The sequence below is a fragment of the Haloarchaeobius marinus genome (assembly GCF_051207415.1).
Taxonomy (GTDB): domain Archaea; phylum Halobacteriota; class Halobacteria; order Halobacteriales; family Natrialbaceae; genus Haloarchaeobius.
Genome location: NZ_JBPKGD010000002.1, coordinates 778,154 through 791,077 on the forward strand (window position 1 = coordinate 778,154; position 12,924 = coordinate 791,077).

General features: G+C 67.4%; 13 protein-coding genes. 7 read left to right on the forward strand and 6 right to left on the reverse strand.

Going from position 1 to position 12,924, the window contains the following annotated elements; genetic code table 11:
- Positions 1–595 precede the first annotated feature (595 nt).
- Positions 596–1,783, forward strand: coding sequence for a PGF-CTERM sorting domain-containing protein (locus ACSC1W_RS09940; protein WP_435347123.1), 1,188 nt, complete (start codon positions 596–598; stop codon positions 1,781–1,783).
- Between the two features lie 315 nt (positions 1,784–2,098).
- Here the strand turns inward: ACSC1W_RS09940 and ACSC1W_RS09945 are convergent, their stop codons facing one another.
- Positions 2,099–2,713 carry a hypothetical protein gene (locus tag ACSC1W_RS09945; RefSeq protein ID WP_435347125.1) on the reverse strand — a complete coding sequence of 205 codons (615 nt, stop codon included), beginning with the start codon at positions 2,711–2,713 and terminating at the stop codon, positions 2,099–2,101.
- Between the two features lie 635 nt (positions 2,714–3,348).
- Between ACSC1W_RS09945 and ACSC1W_RS09950 the strand changes: the two genes are divergently transcribed.
- Positions 3,349–3,633 carry a DUF1330 domain-containing protein gene (locus ACSC1W_RS09950; RefSeq protein WP_435347127.1) on the forward strand — a complete coding sequence of 95 codons (285 nt, stop codon included), beginning with the start codon at positions 3,349–3,351 and terminating at the stop codon, positions 3,631–3,633.
- A gap of 251 nt (positions 3,634–3,884) precedes the next feature.
- On the opposite strand, the gene ACSC1W_RS09955 is transcribed toward ACSC1W_RS09950, so the two are convergent.
- Together ACSC1W_RS09955 and ACSC1W_RS09960 are read right to left on the reverse strand one after the other, a co-directional pair.
- Positions 3,885–4,331: a hypothetical protein gene (locus ACSC1W_RS09955; protein WP_435347129.1), complete on the reverse strand. Its 447-nt coding sequence runs from the start codon at positions 4,329–4,331 to the stop codon at positions 3,885–3,887.
- Positions 4,332–4,580: 249 nt separating this feature from the next.
- Positions 4,581–4,754 carry a hypothetical protein gene (locus ACSC1W_RS09960; protein WP_435347130.1) on the reverse strand — a complete coding sequence of 58 codons (174 nt, stop codon included), beginning with the start codon at positions 4,752–4,754 and terminating at the stop codon, positions 4,581–4,583.
- Positions 4,755–5,782: 1,028 nt separating this feature from the next.
- On the opposite strand from ACSC1W_RS09960, the gene ACSC1W_RS09965 reads away from it, so the two are divergent.
- Complete coding sequence (locus ACSC1W_RS09965; RefSeq protein ID WP_435347132.1) at positions 5,783–6,133, forward strand: hypothetical protein; 351 nt, start codon at positions 5,783–5,785, stop codon at positions 6,131–6,133.
- A gap of 148 nt (positions 6,134–6,281) precedes the next feature.
- Here ACSC1W_RS09965 and ACSC1W_RS09970 read toward each other — a convergent pair whose 3' ends face one another.
- Together ACSC1W_RS09970 and udk are read right to left on the reverse strand one after the other, a co-directional pair.
- A complete protein-coding gene (locus ACSC1W_RS09970) occupies positions 6,282–6,557 on the reverse strand; it encodes a hypothetical protein (RefSeq protein ID WP_435347133.1) in 276 nt (91 codons plus the stop codon).
- 51 nt (positions 6,558–6,608) lie between these two features.
- Positions 6,609–7,334, reverse strand: a complete 726-nt coding sequence (gene udk, locus ACSC1W_RS09975) for a uridine kinase (RefSeq protein ID WP_435347135.1) — start codon at positions 7,332–7,334, stop codon at positions 6,609–6,611.
- Positions 7,335–7,419: 85 nt separating this feature from the next.
- Here udk and ACSC1W_RS09980 point away from each other — a divergent pair, with 85 nt between their 5' ends.
- Positions 7,420–8,019 carry a DUF6663 family protein gene (locus tag ACSC1W_RS09980; protein WP_435347136.1) on the forward strand — a complete coding sequence of 200 codons (600 nt, stop codon included), beginning with the start codon at positions 7,420–7,422 and terminating at the stop codon, positions 8,017–8,019.
- A 9-nt stretch (positions 8,020–8,028) separates the two neighbouring features.
- Here ACSC1W_RS09980 and ACSC1W_RS09985 read toward each other — a convergent pair whose 3' ends face one another.
- Positions 8,029–9,261 (reverse strand): outer membrane protein assembly factor BamB family protein, encoded by a 1,233-nt coding sequence (locus ACSC1W_RS09985; RefSeq protein WP_435347138.1) that lies wholly within the window; start codon positions 9,259–9,261, stop codon positions 8,029–8,031.
- Between the two features lie 141 nt (positions 9,262–9,402).
- Here ACSC1W_RS09985 and ACSC1W_RS09990 point away from each other — a divergent pair, with 141 nt between their 5' ends.
- From ACSC1W_RS09990 to ACSC1W_RS10000, 3 genes are read left to right on the forward strand one after another with little or no spacing between them, the layout of a single operon-like run.
- A complete protein-coding gene (locus ACSC1W_RS09990; RefSeq protein ID WP_435347139.1) occupies positions 9,403–10,770 on the forward strand; it encodes a hypothetical protein in 1,368 nt (455 codons plus the stop codon).
- 52 nt (positions 10,771–10,822) lie between these two features.
- Positions 10,823–11,893, forward strand: a complete 1,071-nt coding sequence (locus ACSC1W_RS09995) for a DUF7350 domain-containing protein (protein WP_435347141.1) — start codon at positions 10,823–10,825, stop codon at positions 11,891–11,893.
- Between the two features lie 37 nt (positions 11,894–11,930).
- Entirely contained in the window at positions 11,931–12,914 is a 984-nt protein-coding gene (locus tag ACSC1W_RS10000; protein WP_435347143.1) for a DUF7282 domain-containing protein, read from the forward strand.
- Positions 12,915–12,924 lie beyond the last annotated feature (10 nt).

Below are 12,924 nucleotides of genomic sequence, written 5' to 3' on the forward strand. Positions count from 1 at the left end.
GCTACCCCTGCTGAACCCAGCCCTGTATTCAGCACGCTCCGTCTGACAGCTGTCGGGTTGATGGTCTCGGCCCTGCAGACGACGGGGCGAGTATCCCGTACGCATAAGCGCGAGAGCGTCGCCGTTGGAATCGTTGGGGACAGAGAAACGTGCCTGGCTACAGTGACTCGGTTCGAGTGAATTCTCGGTGAGCGGGACGGGTGAAGACCATCTCGAACCCCCACACGGGGGGACACTGCCGTCCAGCTGTTCACCCTACTGGCGATTTCAGGACGTCGGTTCTAAACGATTAGCAACAGGAGTTAGGACCGGAACGGGTGAAACCCCCCAACGGTTGAAACGTCGGGCTTGGCGACGACGGACGAACCGGGGGCAGGGCGAGCGACACTCCGTCCGGACCCCTCCCTTGAACCATCGGCGCCCGTCAAGCGGCGTGACGACCGTTGAATCACCCTATACCCATGAATGGAATTTCGACGAGAATCCCCGCACGGAAGCACCGAGTCGTCTCCGCGTCGACCCACGCGCGAACGGAACGAGTCGCCCACACTGTTCTCCCCGGCCGCGACACGGACAGACAACCGGAGGTCCCGCGATGACGCTGGGACGAAGCGCGACGGCGGCGGCCCTGACGGTCCTGCTGGTCGCCGCCGTGTCCGTCGGTCCCGCTGCGGCCGCAGTCGACGGTGACACGAGGTCGTACGCGGGGACCCACGTGTCGTTCGACGCGTCCGGGTCGGCGGTGACCGACTACGCCGTCGACGGGACCACGGTCCTGGCGAGCATCGAGACGGAATCGCAGTCCAGCTACGAGCAGCGGACCGGGATCGGTCTCGGCCTGGACCTCTCGACCGTGACGGACTTCCAGGCCGCCAGCATCTCGCTGTCGGCGTCGACGTCGACGACCGCCACCGTGCAGGCCGACAGCGGTGCGACGCTCAGGGCCCACGACAACAGCCACGGCAGCCTCGTCGTCGCGTCGGGCGGGGAAGCCCAGCTCGTGAAGGCCGAAGTCGGTAGCGGCGCGTCTACGGAGGCGGAGAGCGACTCCCGCGTCGTCGTCACTGCCGCCGACGGCACCACGGGGACGTTCCTGGTCGTCGGCGAGGGGTCTGTCGACGTCAACGGCGAGGGCGACGTCGTCGCGAACGTCGAGAGCGACGGCCGCCTGGTGTTCCGCACCTACGGCGAGGGCGAACGGGACGAGGACACGCAGACGACCGAGCGTATGATCGCCAACGGCACGGCCACGGGCGCCGTCTACGTGATGAGCGAGAGCGGGGCCGTCGTCTCTGACACCGTGAACTACACGAGCGACTCGACCATCACTGCCCAACAGTCCGCCGAGAGCCAGGTGTCCATCACCGTCGACCGCGCCAGCAGCGAGGGGAAGGTCGTCGTGACCCAGGTCGGCGAGGCAGCCGTCGGCTCCACGGAGAACCTGCAGGTCGCCGTGGACGGGGAGGCCGCAGCGGAAGCATCGACCTACGGCGAACTCGTCGCAGCGACGGAGGGCGGTTCGAACTCGAAGTACATGGTCAGACAGAGCGCCAGCGGGCAGGCGCGGGTCCTCGTCGGCGTGAATCACTTTTCGGAGCGGACCATCACCATGTCGGGCGACGATGGATCGAGTGGAAACGACGAGTCGGACGGCGATGACGGGTCGAATGGAGACGACGGGTCGAACGCCGACGACGGGGGCACGAGTACCAGCATGCCCGGATTCGGGATCCCCGCAGCCGTCGTCAGCCTCGCCGGTGCTGCGTGGCTCCGGCGCCGGTGACCCCGACCCGCAACTGACACGGTAGTCTCGCTGACGATTGCGGGCGAGGGGCGGGCGTCGGTCCCTTGCCCAGCGAGTCGCCGTGACACTGCCGGGTCCGTCCCGGTGGCACCCCGACCATCCGCTTGCTCGATCTGGCCGCCAGGACGGCGGCGACAACGTCTAGGGCATCGACAACACGAGTGTGACGAGCCGCCGCCTAGCAGAAGTTCGAGACGTGAGGACGTGACGACGGCGAGTACCAGGACGATCGCGCCGAGCAACACCGTGAGAGGTACGCCGTGCCCGACGACAACCCGCTCGTCGGTCGGTCACTTAGTAGTTCCTGACGGCATAGATTATCGTACCGGGTACGGACAGGATCGAGAACACGGCAAGCAGCGAGAGCTGCTGGCCGAACACGGTGTACATCTCGTTCAACTGGCCCATCTCGGCCCCGTAGCCGAGGAGTACGACACCGACGCTCCCCGCGCTGACTCCCCTGACGCCGCCGAGTGCCCTCTTGAGGCGCTGCGTGCGAGTCGCACCGAGTCCGAGCACGCTCGCAACTCGGACAGAGAGTCGGGTGGTGAGCTTGCTCGCCATCGGAACGGCGACCAGCGACGGCAGGAGTCCGCCGACGGCGGCGACAACCGGGGCCGCGAACGGTATCGCCGGCAGGGCCACGCTCAGGCCTGCGATCCCGACCCCCTTCAGCACGGTCCGCTTTAGCCTCCGACCGACGACGGTGAGGAGCAACCGACCCAGTGCGGCACCGAGGACCAGACAACCGATCTCCAGGACGGAGAGATTTACCCATCCACCCCCCACCCTGACATCGAGCGTCTCTGTGAACATCCCGGCGACGAGCACGCTCATTCCCGCGGTAACGAGGTACTTGCCACTCTTTCCCTTGCGTCGTCTTCGTCGTTCGATCGCCGACCCTATCACGACACGGATAAGTAGACAATTCTTGAAAAGTCTACCGAGGTTCGCCGTTTACTGCACACCTCGGCGTCCGCGTCTGGGTCCGGCGCCGCGTGAGGTGCCACCACCGACGATACAGCAAGACTACGATAATCACAGGGCCGTAGTCGAAGGGGCCTGATGATTGGTCGAGTTGTGGCAACCACTCGGGGATTCAGGACATCGAGTTTTCACGGCGGGACCAACAGCCTTGAATCGTTGTAACGGACGAAAGCATCTATGAAGAACCGGACGAGTGTACCCTGGATTTGGTGGGCGAAGCGTACCGGGCGACGATTTTCCTCGAGGTCGCACCCTCGTTCGAACTCGTCGCGAAGGAAGTTGGTACTCGGTGAACACGGCTGAAGCGCGGGCGTCCATCTCCTGACAGACGCTTCTCACACGTATCGACGAGGGGTACGCCCATTAGAAGGTAGAGGGTGACCTCGATGGCTCCCAATGCCGAGCGACGAACTGACAGAAGACTGGTCCTGTTGAATCCCATAGAACCTGGTAGGAATCGTGTGATGCAAATAGAGGCTGTAATTCGCAAATCTGGCTCGGGGTCCCCTTGTGATTTATCATACTCCGAAACCTCTATCCTAGTGGTGTGATAAATAATGCCATACCTGCTCATCGACCATACGGTCGAGGATTACGAGGAGTGGAAACCGTTGTTCGACGACCACACGAGCACGCGTGCGGAGAGCGGGAGTGAGGGAGGCCAGGTGTTCCACAAGGAGGGTGAACCCAACGAGGTCGTCGTATTGTTCGAGTGGGATTCACTCGAGAACGCCCACGAGTTCGTCGCCTCCGACGACCTCCGCGACGTGATGGAAGAGGCAGGGGTAGTCGGTGAACCGGACCTGCACTTCCTTGAGAAGATCGGGGACGTCCCCAGCTAGGAACCTGCCCCCTCTCTACCCGTCGCCTGTTGCGTCGGGGCAACACGAACGTCGCCACTTCTCTCGTCCGATTGTGGATGTTCGGTGGAGTGTCCGGAGGAGCGCCTGTTCGAGGTCGCCGACCGCCTCCTCGAACGCTACGCCAGCACCTTCACCCGGATAGACCGACTCACCGTCTGCTACCCCGACAACGGCGTCCAGTACAGTCTGGAGGATATGCTGGTGACGCTACCAGTTCGGTGCCGGTGTATTCATGGAGTCTTGCACCCCCCCGGTACGACGAGCGTTTCGGCCTCGGGCCAGTCGCCCGCAACGACGAATACGCTGTGACAGTCGTCGCGACCACCTCTCGAAGCCCACAATTCGCCATCCTGCCACTCACCCGTGGCTGTTCTGGCCCTGACAACCCATTTCTTGGCGGTCGGGTTCTGTTGCCACTCGTAGAGGGTGATCTGGGGACGCTCCTCGGGTGACCCAGGGTCGAGTCGATAGGACGACTCGTGGACTGTCGTCCCGTTCCGAACGACCTCTACGTCGACCTCGGCTGGCTCGTCGATGCTATTCGCGAGGACCACCCGTCCGAGTTCCTGGGTTCGCCATCCGAGTTCCGCGCTGACGCTCGCACAGCCGGCTAGCGACGAGACGGCTGCTGTGCCACCGAGCTGGAGGAGGGTACGCCGATCGAGGGGACCAGCCATACGACCGGTGTGGACAGGCCTCGAAGGAAAGTGTACCGATGGGACTGGCGGCGGCAATCGAAACCCAGTACGTCTCCGAGCGATGTCTGGTCGACGGGTTCGCTTCCGCTTCTCACCGTCTCGCCACACCCGCAATCGAGTCAGCCCGAACAGACGACCAGTGTGACCGGGATATCCATCTGTACACCAGACCGTCCAGGCCGATATGTGGCCTCGTTCTTGCGCGAAACACACGCTCGCTACCTGTGCTTACTGACTGACGGTGTATACTTCGGCCCAGAGGTACGCGACTCCGATGCCCGAGTAGAGAAGGCCCAGCCCTGCGGGTATCCAGTCGCTCTGGAGGGCGAACAGCCCTGCCTGGACGACTCCCAACCCGATCATCGCCACCCCGACGAGCGTCTTCAGTCGTTCCTGTTCCATACGTGCCACTTGTACATCCTCGCGGTAAGTGTTTCCCTCCATACGTATCGAAGCGCGTCCAAACTCACCAGCCCGGGATACCGTCGACAGGACCACCATGACAGATGCACTGACGATTACGACGGAGACGGCAGCGGAACAACTCGACGACCACCTTCGCGAGCTGGCTGAAGCGGTGAGCACTAGAGCATCACCATCGACCGCGGTAGCAGCGAGTTCGCCATCGCCCTCGGCGGAGAGCCGACCGCGGGTGAGACGACACTTCGAGATTGGAGCACCCCAGCGGGATGCCAGCGATGACCCGGGCGTGTTCGACGCGACGACTGCGTTGGGCGCGAGTGCCGAGCAGAAGATACACCGAGTTGCGGGACCGGCTGAAAGCCCTCCACCGTCTTCCGCTATTTACCTGATTTAAGGAGAAAGCCCCGCCCTTTAGGGCGGGGATGAATCCGACAAGCCTTCCACAAACCACGTTCGACGTGTTGAACGGATGTTTTACGTAGTTCGTCATCGTATCAATAAGCATCCGAGGCGGCCTGACCGCCCGACTAATCGGACAATATCGGGAGTCCCCGATTCCACGCAGAAGGTACCCCCTTCTGTACCGGAACGCGGGGTGCGGAACGCAAGTATCTCCGAATCCCACGTCGGGATAGGAGTAACGGCTGGTTGGCACAGCCAGTAGTCGGCCCTCGGGGCGGCTACAAACCGTAACCATCCCAACTCAGCGGTGCCGTGCCGTGGGAATCCTCGCCCTTCAGGGCGGGGAGGATGTCAACCTTCGAGCCGATACGGTACGACCGCATAGCGACCTCCCCGAACCCGCTCCGGTCGCTTCCACTTATTTCGACAGGGTCAGCCCTCGGGGCGGCCTCACAGACCGGGAATGGCGAGGGTGCGTATGCCACAGAGGGTTTTTACTGGTAGACCACCATTCGTTACAACGGTAATATCGCCCCGTGCCAAACCATAATTCAATACCACTGCTGGAGAACAGAACAAAGATAGTCTGGGGAGTTCTGGTCCTGATGGCTGCAGGGGTGATACTGTACCCGGGCGTACGACGATTCCTGGCGGGGGCTCCGACCGAAGACTGGATCGTGGACGTCGTGCTGGGAGTGTTGCTCCTGACGCTCTATCTCGGAACGAGACTCGCGTACTGGGTGGAGGGCGACCAGTCCGCAGACGGGTTCCAGCTGTCTGACTGGACGATCCTGGTGACGTCTGGGCTCTGGGTACTCGCTGGTGCGGTGTTCCTCTCCCTCGGGTTCTCCTCCATCGGAGTCCTGGGATTCACGTTCTTCGGTGCTATCGGTGTCGTCGCAATGCTCTACAGGCTGTACGTGGCCCGCAGTCGGTCGTCGACGAACGGGATGTAGCCCCTGCCATCCATCGGGAGCGTCCAGAACAGACCACTGACGTATCGCAACGACGGGAACGCCGTGCGACCGACTGCTGACGTCGGGAGAACGAGCCACCGACTAGCTGCTACGGAGTCCTCCGGGAAACCGGGTCGGCGCGTCGGGACTACTCGAGGTGCCGGAACGTGTTCACGGCCAGCACGACGGCGGCCGTGATGGCGCCCAGTATCGCGACGGCCAGTATCATGCCGAAGATGGCGGAACTGAACCGGCCGTTGAGGGTCGGCGAGATGTCGTTCGCGAGGTCGACCAGGACGAGCATCGCCAGGAGGGCGCCCTCGACGAGCGCGAACGGCTTGAGCCACGAGTTTCGCGTGAGGAACCCCTGGTCGACTCGGCCGGCCTGGCGCAACTGGTCGTCCGCGCCGTCTTCAGTGCTCATATGGCAACCATTCGAGCGGGCATGCGTATAAAAATTGCCTGTTCTCCGCGACTACTCGGTCGACGGGTCGGCCGTCGAGTCCGAGGGTTCGACGGTCGTGCGGTCGCGGTCGTCGGCGTCGTCGACGCGTTCCCACGTGGGCCCGGCCCGGTCGACGGGGTACGCGGCCGTCTCGGCCTCGACCTTGTCGGTGAGGAGGTCGACGGCCGTCTGGTTCGCGCCCTCGGGGATGATGACGTCGGCGTTCTTCTTCGTCGGTTCGACGAACTGCTCGTGCATTGGCTTGACCGTCGAGAGGTACTGGTCGATGACGCCGGCGAGTTCGCGCCCGCGGTCGATGACGTCGCGCCGGATGCGCCGGAGGATGCGCACGTCGGCGTCGGTCTCGACGTAGACGCAGAGGTCGCACATGTCGAGGACGGCCTCGTCGTACAGCGCGAAGATGCCCTCGACGACGATGACGTCGGTGGGTTCGACGGTGACCGTCTCGTCGGTCCGGTTGTGGATTCCGAAGTCGTACTGGGGCATCTCGATGGGTTGCCCGGTCAGGAGCGCGTCGAGTTGCCCGACCAGCAACTCCCACTCGAAGGCGTCCGGGTGGTCGTAGTTGACCTCCTCGCGCTCCTCGTAGTCCATGTGCGAGAGGTCCTCGTAGTAGTTGTCGAGTGGAATCCGCGTCACCGACTCGCCGACCGTGTCGGCCACCTCGCGCGCGACGGTCGTCTTCCCGGCCCCGGTTCCCCCCGCGATGCCGATGACGAACGTCGGGATGCTCATCGTAGCTACCACGCGTCGGAAGCGGTATGAATCTGCGGATTTCCGTTCCGCGCCCGTTAACTGCCGTCGTCCCGACTGCCCGACCATGCGAACGACGAGCGGGCGATTCCGCGTGCTGGCGAGTCCCCGGACCGAGGACGAGTGGCTGTTCGTCTCGCTCCCGGACCCGGACGCGGACCCCGACGCCCACGAGTACGAACCGACGTACGTCGCCGCGACCGACTCGCTCGACGGCCTCGAACCCGGTGCGCTCGTCGCGGCGACGCTCGACTGGGAGGCGTCGCCGCCGACGGCGACCGACGTGGCCGTCGAACGCGAGAGTCGCTACCACTTCGTCTCGGGCGTGACCAACATGTTCGAGGCGGCCACCGACGCCTGGGCCGAGGCGGTGACCGGCGGTGCGGGAATGAACTCGACGGTCCTGCGGAACACCGACGGCGAGGAGACGGGCGTGCTCTACGTCTTCGGCGACCGGGGCGGCGACCTGTTCGGCGAGTTCCGGCGCGGGACGCGCCCCGTCGAACCGCTGGTCGTCCGGGTGAACCGGGGCCGCGAGGACGACGACGCCGACCGGGCCGTCTTCGTGCTCGACCCCGTCGGCGACCCGTTCGTCGCCGTCGCCATCGCGTTCCGGCGGGACGGCCTCCTCGCGGACACGATGCGGGACACGTACCTCGACGACTGAGCCGCGCTCCTATCCCTCGTAGGTCAGCCGCTGGACGCGGCCGTCGGCGTAGACGACGTACAGTTCCGCCCGGCCGTCGCCGTCCACGTCGGCGAGCACCGGGTGTGCGAGGAGGTCGACGTCGCGACTGCGACTGGCGAGCAGGTCGCCGGTCGCGGGGTCGTACACCGCGACGGTCCCGTCGTTGGACCCGACGACGAGTTCGGCAGCGCCGTCGCCGTCCACGTCGCCCGCGACGGGTGGGGGCATCATCTTGACTGCCTCCGTCGTCACAGACGACTCCCAGGTGACGGTGCCGGTCGCGCCGTCGATGGCGACGACGGACCCGTCGGCGGCCGTGGCGAAGACGGTCGGGCGGCCATCGACGTCGACGACGGCGTGCACGGCCGAGAGCGCCGTCGCGTCGAATCGCCACTCCCGGTCGCCGGTCGCGCCGTCGGACGCGACGACCGCACCGGCGGTCGTCCCCACGACGTACTCGACGGCCGGGTCGTCGTCGAGGTCGGCGGCGGTCATCCACGTCACGGTCAGGTCGTCGCCGACGGAGCGGTTCCACAGGACGGACCCGTTCGCGTCGTAGGTGACGGCCCGGCCCCTGCGGTCCGCGACGACGACCTCCGTCGCGCCGTCGGCGTCGACGTCCGCGACGACCGGGTTCGCCCAGACGTAGGCGTCGTGGTCGACGCCCCACTCCAGCGACCCGTCGGGGGCGAAGACCCGGACGGCCCCACTGACGTCGACCACGAGGGTCTCGTCGGCACCGTCGTCGTCCAGGTCGGTGACCGTCGGTCGGTTGTAGCCGTAGTCGGTGAGGGGAGCGCGCCGCGTCACCGTCCCGTCGCCGGGGTCGAGCGCGAGGAGTTCGGCCTCGGTCGTCGCGGCCAGCACCTCCAGGTCGCCGTCGGCGTCGGCGTCGGCGACGGTCGGGTCGGCGACGGAGTGGATGGTGCAGTGGCGCGACGGCACCTCGTAGCGCCACCGTTCGCTCCCGTCGGTGGCGTCGAGCGCGACCAGCGCGCAGGCGTCGGCCGTCCGGGGCGAACTCAGCGGCGCGAACACCGTCGGTCGGTCGTCGACCGTGGCGACGGCCGGTTCGTGGTGGTTGCCGGCGGTCCCGGCCGCTGGCTGGCTGGTCCAGGCGACGGCGAGGGTCCCCGCGTCGTCGCTGGAGAGGCCGACGAAGACGGCACCGGCCAGGGCGGCGACGAGGACGACCACGGCGACGGCGGTCCGGGTTCGCATCGCCCGGAGTTCGCCACGCCCGGTCAAAACGCTGGCTGTCCGTGGTGGGCTTTCGACGCGCGAACCACGGCGAGACCGGCGGATTCGACGGTCGAACCGACGACCCTTTGCCTTCGGGACCGCGACGGGAGACCGATAGCGATGCCCCGGTCGGTCCGACGCGGGCGGGTCGCCGCGGCGGCGGCCCTCGCGCTCACGCTGTTCGTCGGCAGGGCGAGTGCACACGGCGTCCGGACAGTCTCGTCACCGATTCCGACGTGGCTGTTGCTGGCCGGTGCGGCGGGTGCGGTCGGCGGGACGGCGGTCGTGCTGGCCCGGACCGACGTCTCGCCGGGGGGCGACCCGTCCGACCTGACGAGCGTCTCGGCGACGACGGGCGACGCCGTCCGGTGGCTCCTCCGCGCCGTCGTCGCCGTCGCGGTGGGTGCAGCAGTCGTCGAGGGACTCACCGGGCCACAGGCGCGGGTGACGGTCACCACGATGCTGGTCTGGCCGGTGTGGTTCAAGGGTGCGCTCCTCGTCGCCGCCGTCGTCGGCAACCCCTGGTTCGCCGTGGCCCCGTGGGTGACCGCCTACGACCTGCTCGCGCGACTGGAGGGGGACGACCCCGGACTCGCGACCTATCCCGACCGACTCGGGCGCTGGCCGGCGACGCTCGGCTTCCTCTTCCTCGTCGGACTGGTGGAGAACCTGACCGTCGTGCCCGCCCGCCCCAGCCTGACGGCCGCGCTGGTCGCCGGGTACGCACTCGCGATGGTGCTCGGGGCGGTCGCCTTCGGCCGGGAGTGGTTCCGGCGGGCGGACCCCCTCGGCGCGCTCTACGACCTCGTCGGGCGCGTGGCACCCCTCGCGGTCCGTCGTCGGGACGACCGGTACGTCGTCGTCCGGCGACCGGTCTGGCGGGCCCCTGCAGAGCCGTTGCCCGACGCCGCGAGCGTCGTCCTCGCCGTCGCGGCCGTCTACACGGTCAGCTTCGACGGACTGGTCGAGACGCCGGCGTACCAGCGGTTGCTGTTCGACCTCGCCGACGCCGGGTTCGGAGCCTTCGCCGGCGTGGCGACGTACGTCGCCGGCCTGGTCGCGTTCGTCGCGCTGTTCCGGGTCGTCGCGGCCGTGGCGACCTGGGCTGGCCGCCAGCGCGATGCGGAGGCCGACGCCGACGCCGACGCCGGGGCGGTCGCCCGGTCCTTCGGCGCGACGCTGCTCCCCATCGCCGTCGCCTACGACGTCGCGCACAACTACCCGTACGTCGTGGAGAACGCCACCGTGCTGGCCCGGACCATGGGGCCGTCGCTCCCGTCGACGACGCCGGGTGCCGGCGCGTACTGGGCCTCGGCCGTCGGCCTGGTCGTCCTGGGCCACCTCGTCGCCGTCGTGGCGGCCCACCTCGCCTCGACCGACCTCTTCGGCCCGGACGCGACGCTCCGGGGGCACGCGCCCCTCGTCGCACTCATGGTCGGCTACACGGTCCTCTCGCTCTGGATCCTCTCGCGCCCGGTCGGGGGGTGAATTCGACGTGCGAACCAGAACGAATTACAACGGATTCTCGTTAGACGACGGCATGCAACGCCGCCAGCTCCTCCGTACCCTCCCTGGCGTCGCCGTCGCCGGCCTCGCCGGTTGCATCGGAGACGGCGACACGGCCGCGCCCACCGACACGCTGACGGACACCGCGACCAGCACCGCGGCCCCCGACGGGCCGAGTGGCGTCTACGTCCAGTCCTTCCGCGAGGGCATGGTGTCGTCCGGGACGGCGACGGCGGGCGACTACGAGGTCGGCCTGCTGCTCGCCGTCCCGCACACCTTCTGGACGGTCACGGGGACCGAGCGAACCGTGAACCGGAAGGAATCGCGCCACTCCGTCCACCTGATGGCCCAGGTCTGGGACGGCGAGACGAACGTCGTCCTCCCCGAGACGGGCGTGACCGTCGAGGTGCTCCGGGACGGCGACCTCGTCAGCGAGGAGGTCATCTACCCGATGCTCTCCCAGCGCATGGGCTTTCACTACGGCGGGAACTTCTCGCTCGGTGGCGACGGCACCTTCACCGCCCGGGTCTCCACCAGCCCGCTGTCCATCGAGCGACTCGGCTCGTTCGCCGGTCGCTTCGACGAGGCCGCGACCGCCGAGATCGAGTTCGACTTCGACCAGGACGTCCGCGACCAATTGACCGTCGCGGAACTCGACGCGGCCGGAAACCCCGGCGCGATTCGACCCATGGAGATGAACGCGATGCCCACGGGCGTCGCACCTACGACGGAGTCCCTCCCCGGGACCACAGTCGGGAGCGAGCGCCTCGACGACGCCGAACTGGTCCTCGGCTACACCGGGGGCGAACTCGCCGGCGACGCGGGGTCGTACCTCTACGTCTCCGCCCGGACCCGGTACAACGACCTCGTGTTACCGATGATGTCGCTCGACGCGACGGTCACCCGCGACGGCGAGACCGTGTACGAGGGCGCGCTGAACCGGGCCGTCCACCCGACGCTGCAGTACCACTACGGCGTCCCGGTCGATGGCGTCCGGGCCGGCGACGAGGTGTCGTTGACCGTCGTCACCCCGCCACAGGTCGGCCGTCACGAGGGGTACGAACGCGCCTTCCTGCAGATGGACGGCGCGTCGTTCACGGTCTAGCGACACTTCTTTGCCCGGCCGTCCCGCACGACGAGACATGCGTCGAGCACTCGCCCTCCTGCTCGCGTTCGTGCTGGCCTCGACGGCCGCTCTCGGCGCGTTCGTGACCCCGGTCGCCGCCCACGGCAACCACGTCAGCGTCGACCCGCAGGTCAGCGACGACGGCACCGTCGTCGTCGAGTCCCTGTACAGCCTCTCCGGTGGCTTCCTGGTCGTCCACCAGGACCAGGCCGGCCAGCCCGGTCGCCCGGTCGGCAACGTGACCCTTCCCCAGGGCTTGCACACCGGTTTCCCGGTCCAGATAGACGCCCAGCACTGGCAGGACCACCAGGGGAACCGGACGTACTGGGTCGTCCTGCACCGCGACACCGACGGGGACGGCGAGTTCGACCCGCGCGTCGACCGGCCCGTCGAGGGGTTCCACGGCGGCCCGGTCCGTGCCCGCGTCCCGGTCCGCAAGAGCGACGCCGGGTCGGCCCGGGTCCTCGCCGCCGACGTGGACGGCCAGCGAATCGACTCGCCGTCGCTGACCGTCTCGCGCGTCGAACTCGACCGCCCCGGCACCCTCGTCGTCCGCCCCATCGAGGGCGGCACGCCGGGCGACGTCGTCGGTACCCGCGCCCTCGACCCGGGCGTCCACGAGCGCCCGACCGTCGAACTCGACGCATCGTACTTCGAGTCGCTCGCCGTCGGCGACACGCCGCGGGTACATGTCGCAATCTACGAGCGCGACGGGACCGACGGTCCCCGGTCCGACGCCCCGCTCTCGGTCGGCGGGGACCCGGTCGCCACGCGGTTCGCCGTCGAGAAGGTGGCCGACGCGCAGGCGACGACGCAACCACTCATCAACACGCCCGAACCGACGAGCGAACCGGCGGACACGTCGACGGGGACGCCGAACGCGTCGGCGACGACGGCCGACGGCGGGTCCGCGTCGGGGGCGGTGCCCGGGTTCGGCGTGGCAGGTGCACTGGTCGCGGCGCTCGTCGTCGTCGCACTCGGTCGCCGGCGCGGTCGCTGACCCGACCACA

Excerpts from the sequence above, each read along its gene's own strand:
- ACSC1W_RS09970 (WP_435347133.1), bottom strand. The coding sequence starts at position 6,557 with ATGAGCACTGAAGACGGCGCGGACGACCAGTTGCGCCAGGCCGGCCGA.
- ACSC1W_RS09955 (WP_435347129.1), bottom strand. The coding sequence starts at position 4,331 with ATGGCTGGTCCCCTCGATCGGCGTACCCTCCTCCAGCTCGGTGGCACA.
- ACSC1W_RS09990 (WP_435347139.1), top strand. The coding sequence starts at position 9,403 with ATGCCCCGGTCGGTCCGACGCGGGCGGGTCGCCGCGGCGGCGGCCCTC.
- ACSC1W_RS09985 (WP_435347138.1), bottom strand. The coding sequence starts at position 9,261 with ATGCGAACCCGGACCGCCGTCGCCGTGGTCGTCCTCGTCGCCGCCCTG.
- ACSC1W_RS09950 (WP_435347127.1), top strand. The coding sequence starts at position 3,349 with ATGCCATACCTGCTCATCGACCATACGGTCGAGGATTACGAGGAGTGG.
- ACSC1W_RS09980 (WP_435347136.1), top strand. The coding sequence starts at position 7,420 with ATGCGAACGACGAGCGGGCGATTCCGCGTGCTGGCGAGTCCCCGGACC.
- udk (WP_435347135.1), bottom strand. The coding sequence starts at position 7,334 with ATGAGCATCCCGACGTTCGTCATCGGCATCGCGGGGGGAACCGGGGCC.
- ACSC1W_RS09995 (WP_435347141.1), top strand. The coding sequence starts at position 10,823 with ATGCAACGCCGCCAGCTCCTCCGTACCCTCCCTGGCGTCGCCGTCGCC.
- ACSC1W_RS09965 (WP_435347132.1), top strand. The coding sequence starts at position 5,783 with ATGGCTGCAGGGGTGATACTGTACCCGGGCGTACGACGATTCCTGGCG.
- ACSC1W_RS09940 (WP_435347123.1), top strand. The coding sequence starts at position 596 with ATGACGCTGGGACGAAGCGCGACGGCGGCGGCCCTGACGGTCCTGCTG.
- ACSC1W_RS10000 (WP_435347143.1), top strand. The coding sequence starts at position 11,931 with ATGCGTCGAGCACTCGCCCTCCTGCTCGCGTTCGTGCTGGCCTCGACG.
- ACSC1W_RS09960 (WP_435347130.1), bottom strand. The coding sequence starts at position 4,754 with ATGGAACAGGAACGACTGAAGACGCTCGTCGGGGTGGCGATGATCGGG.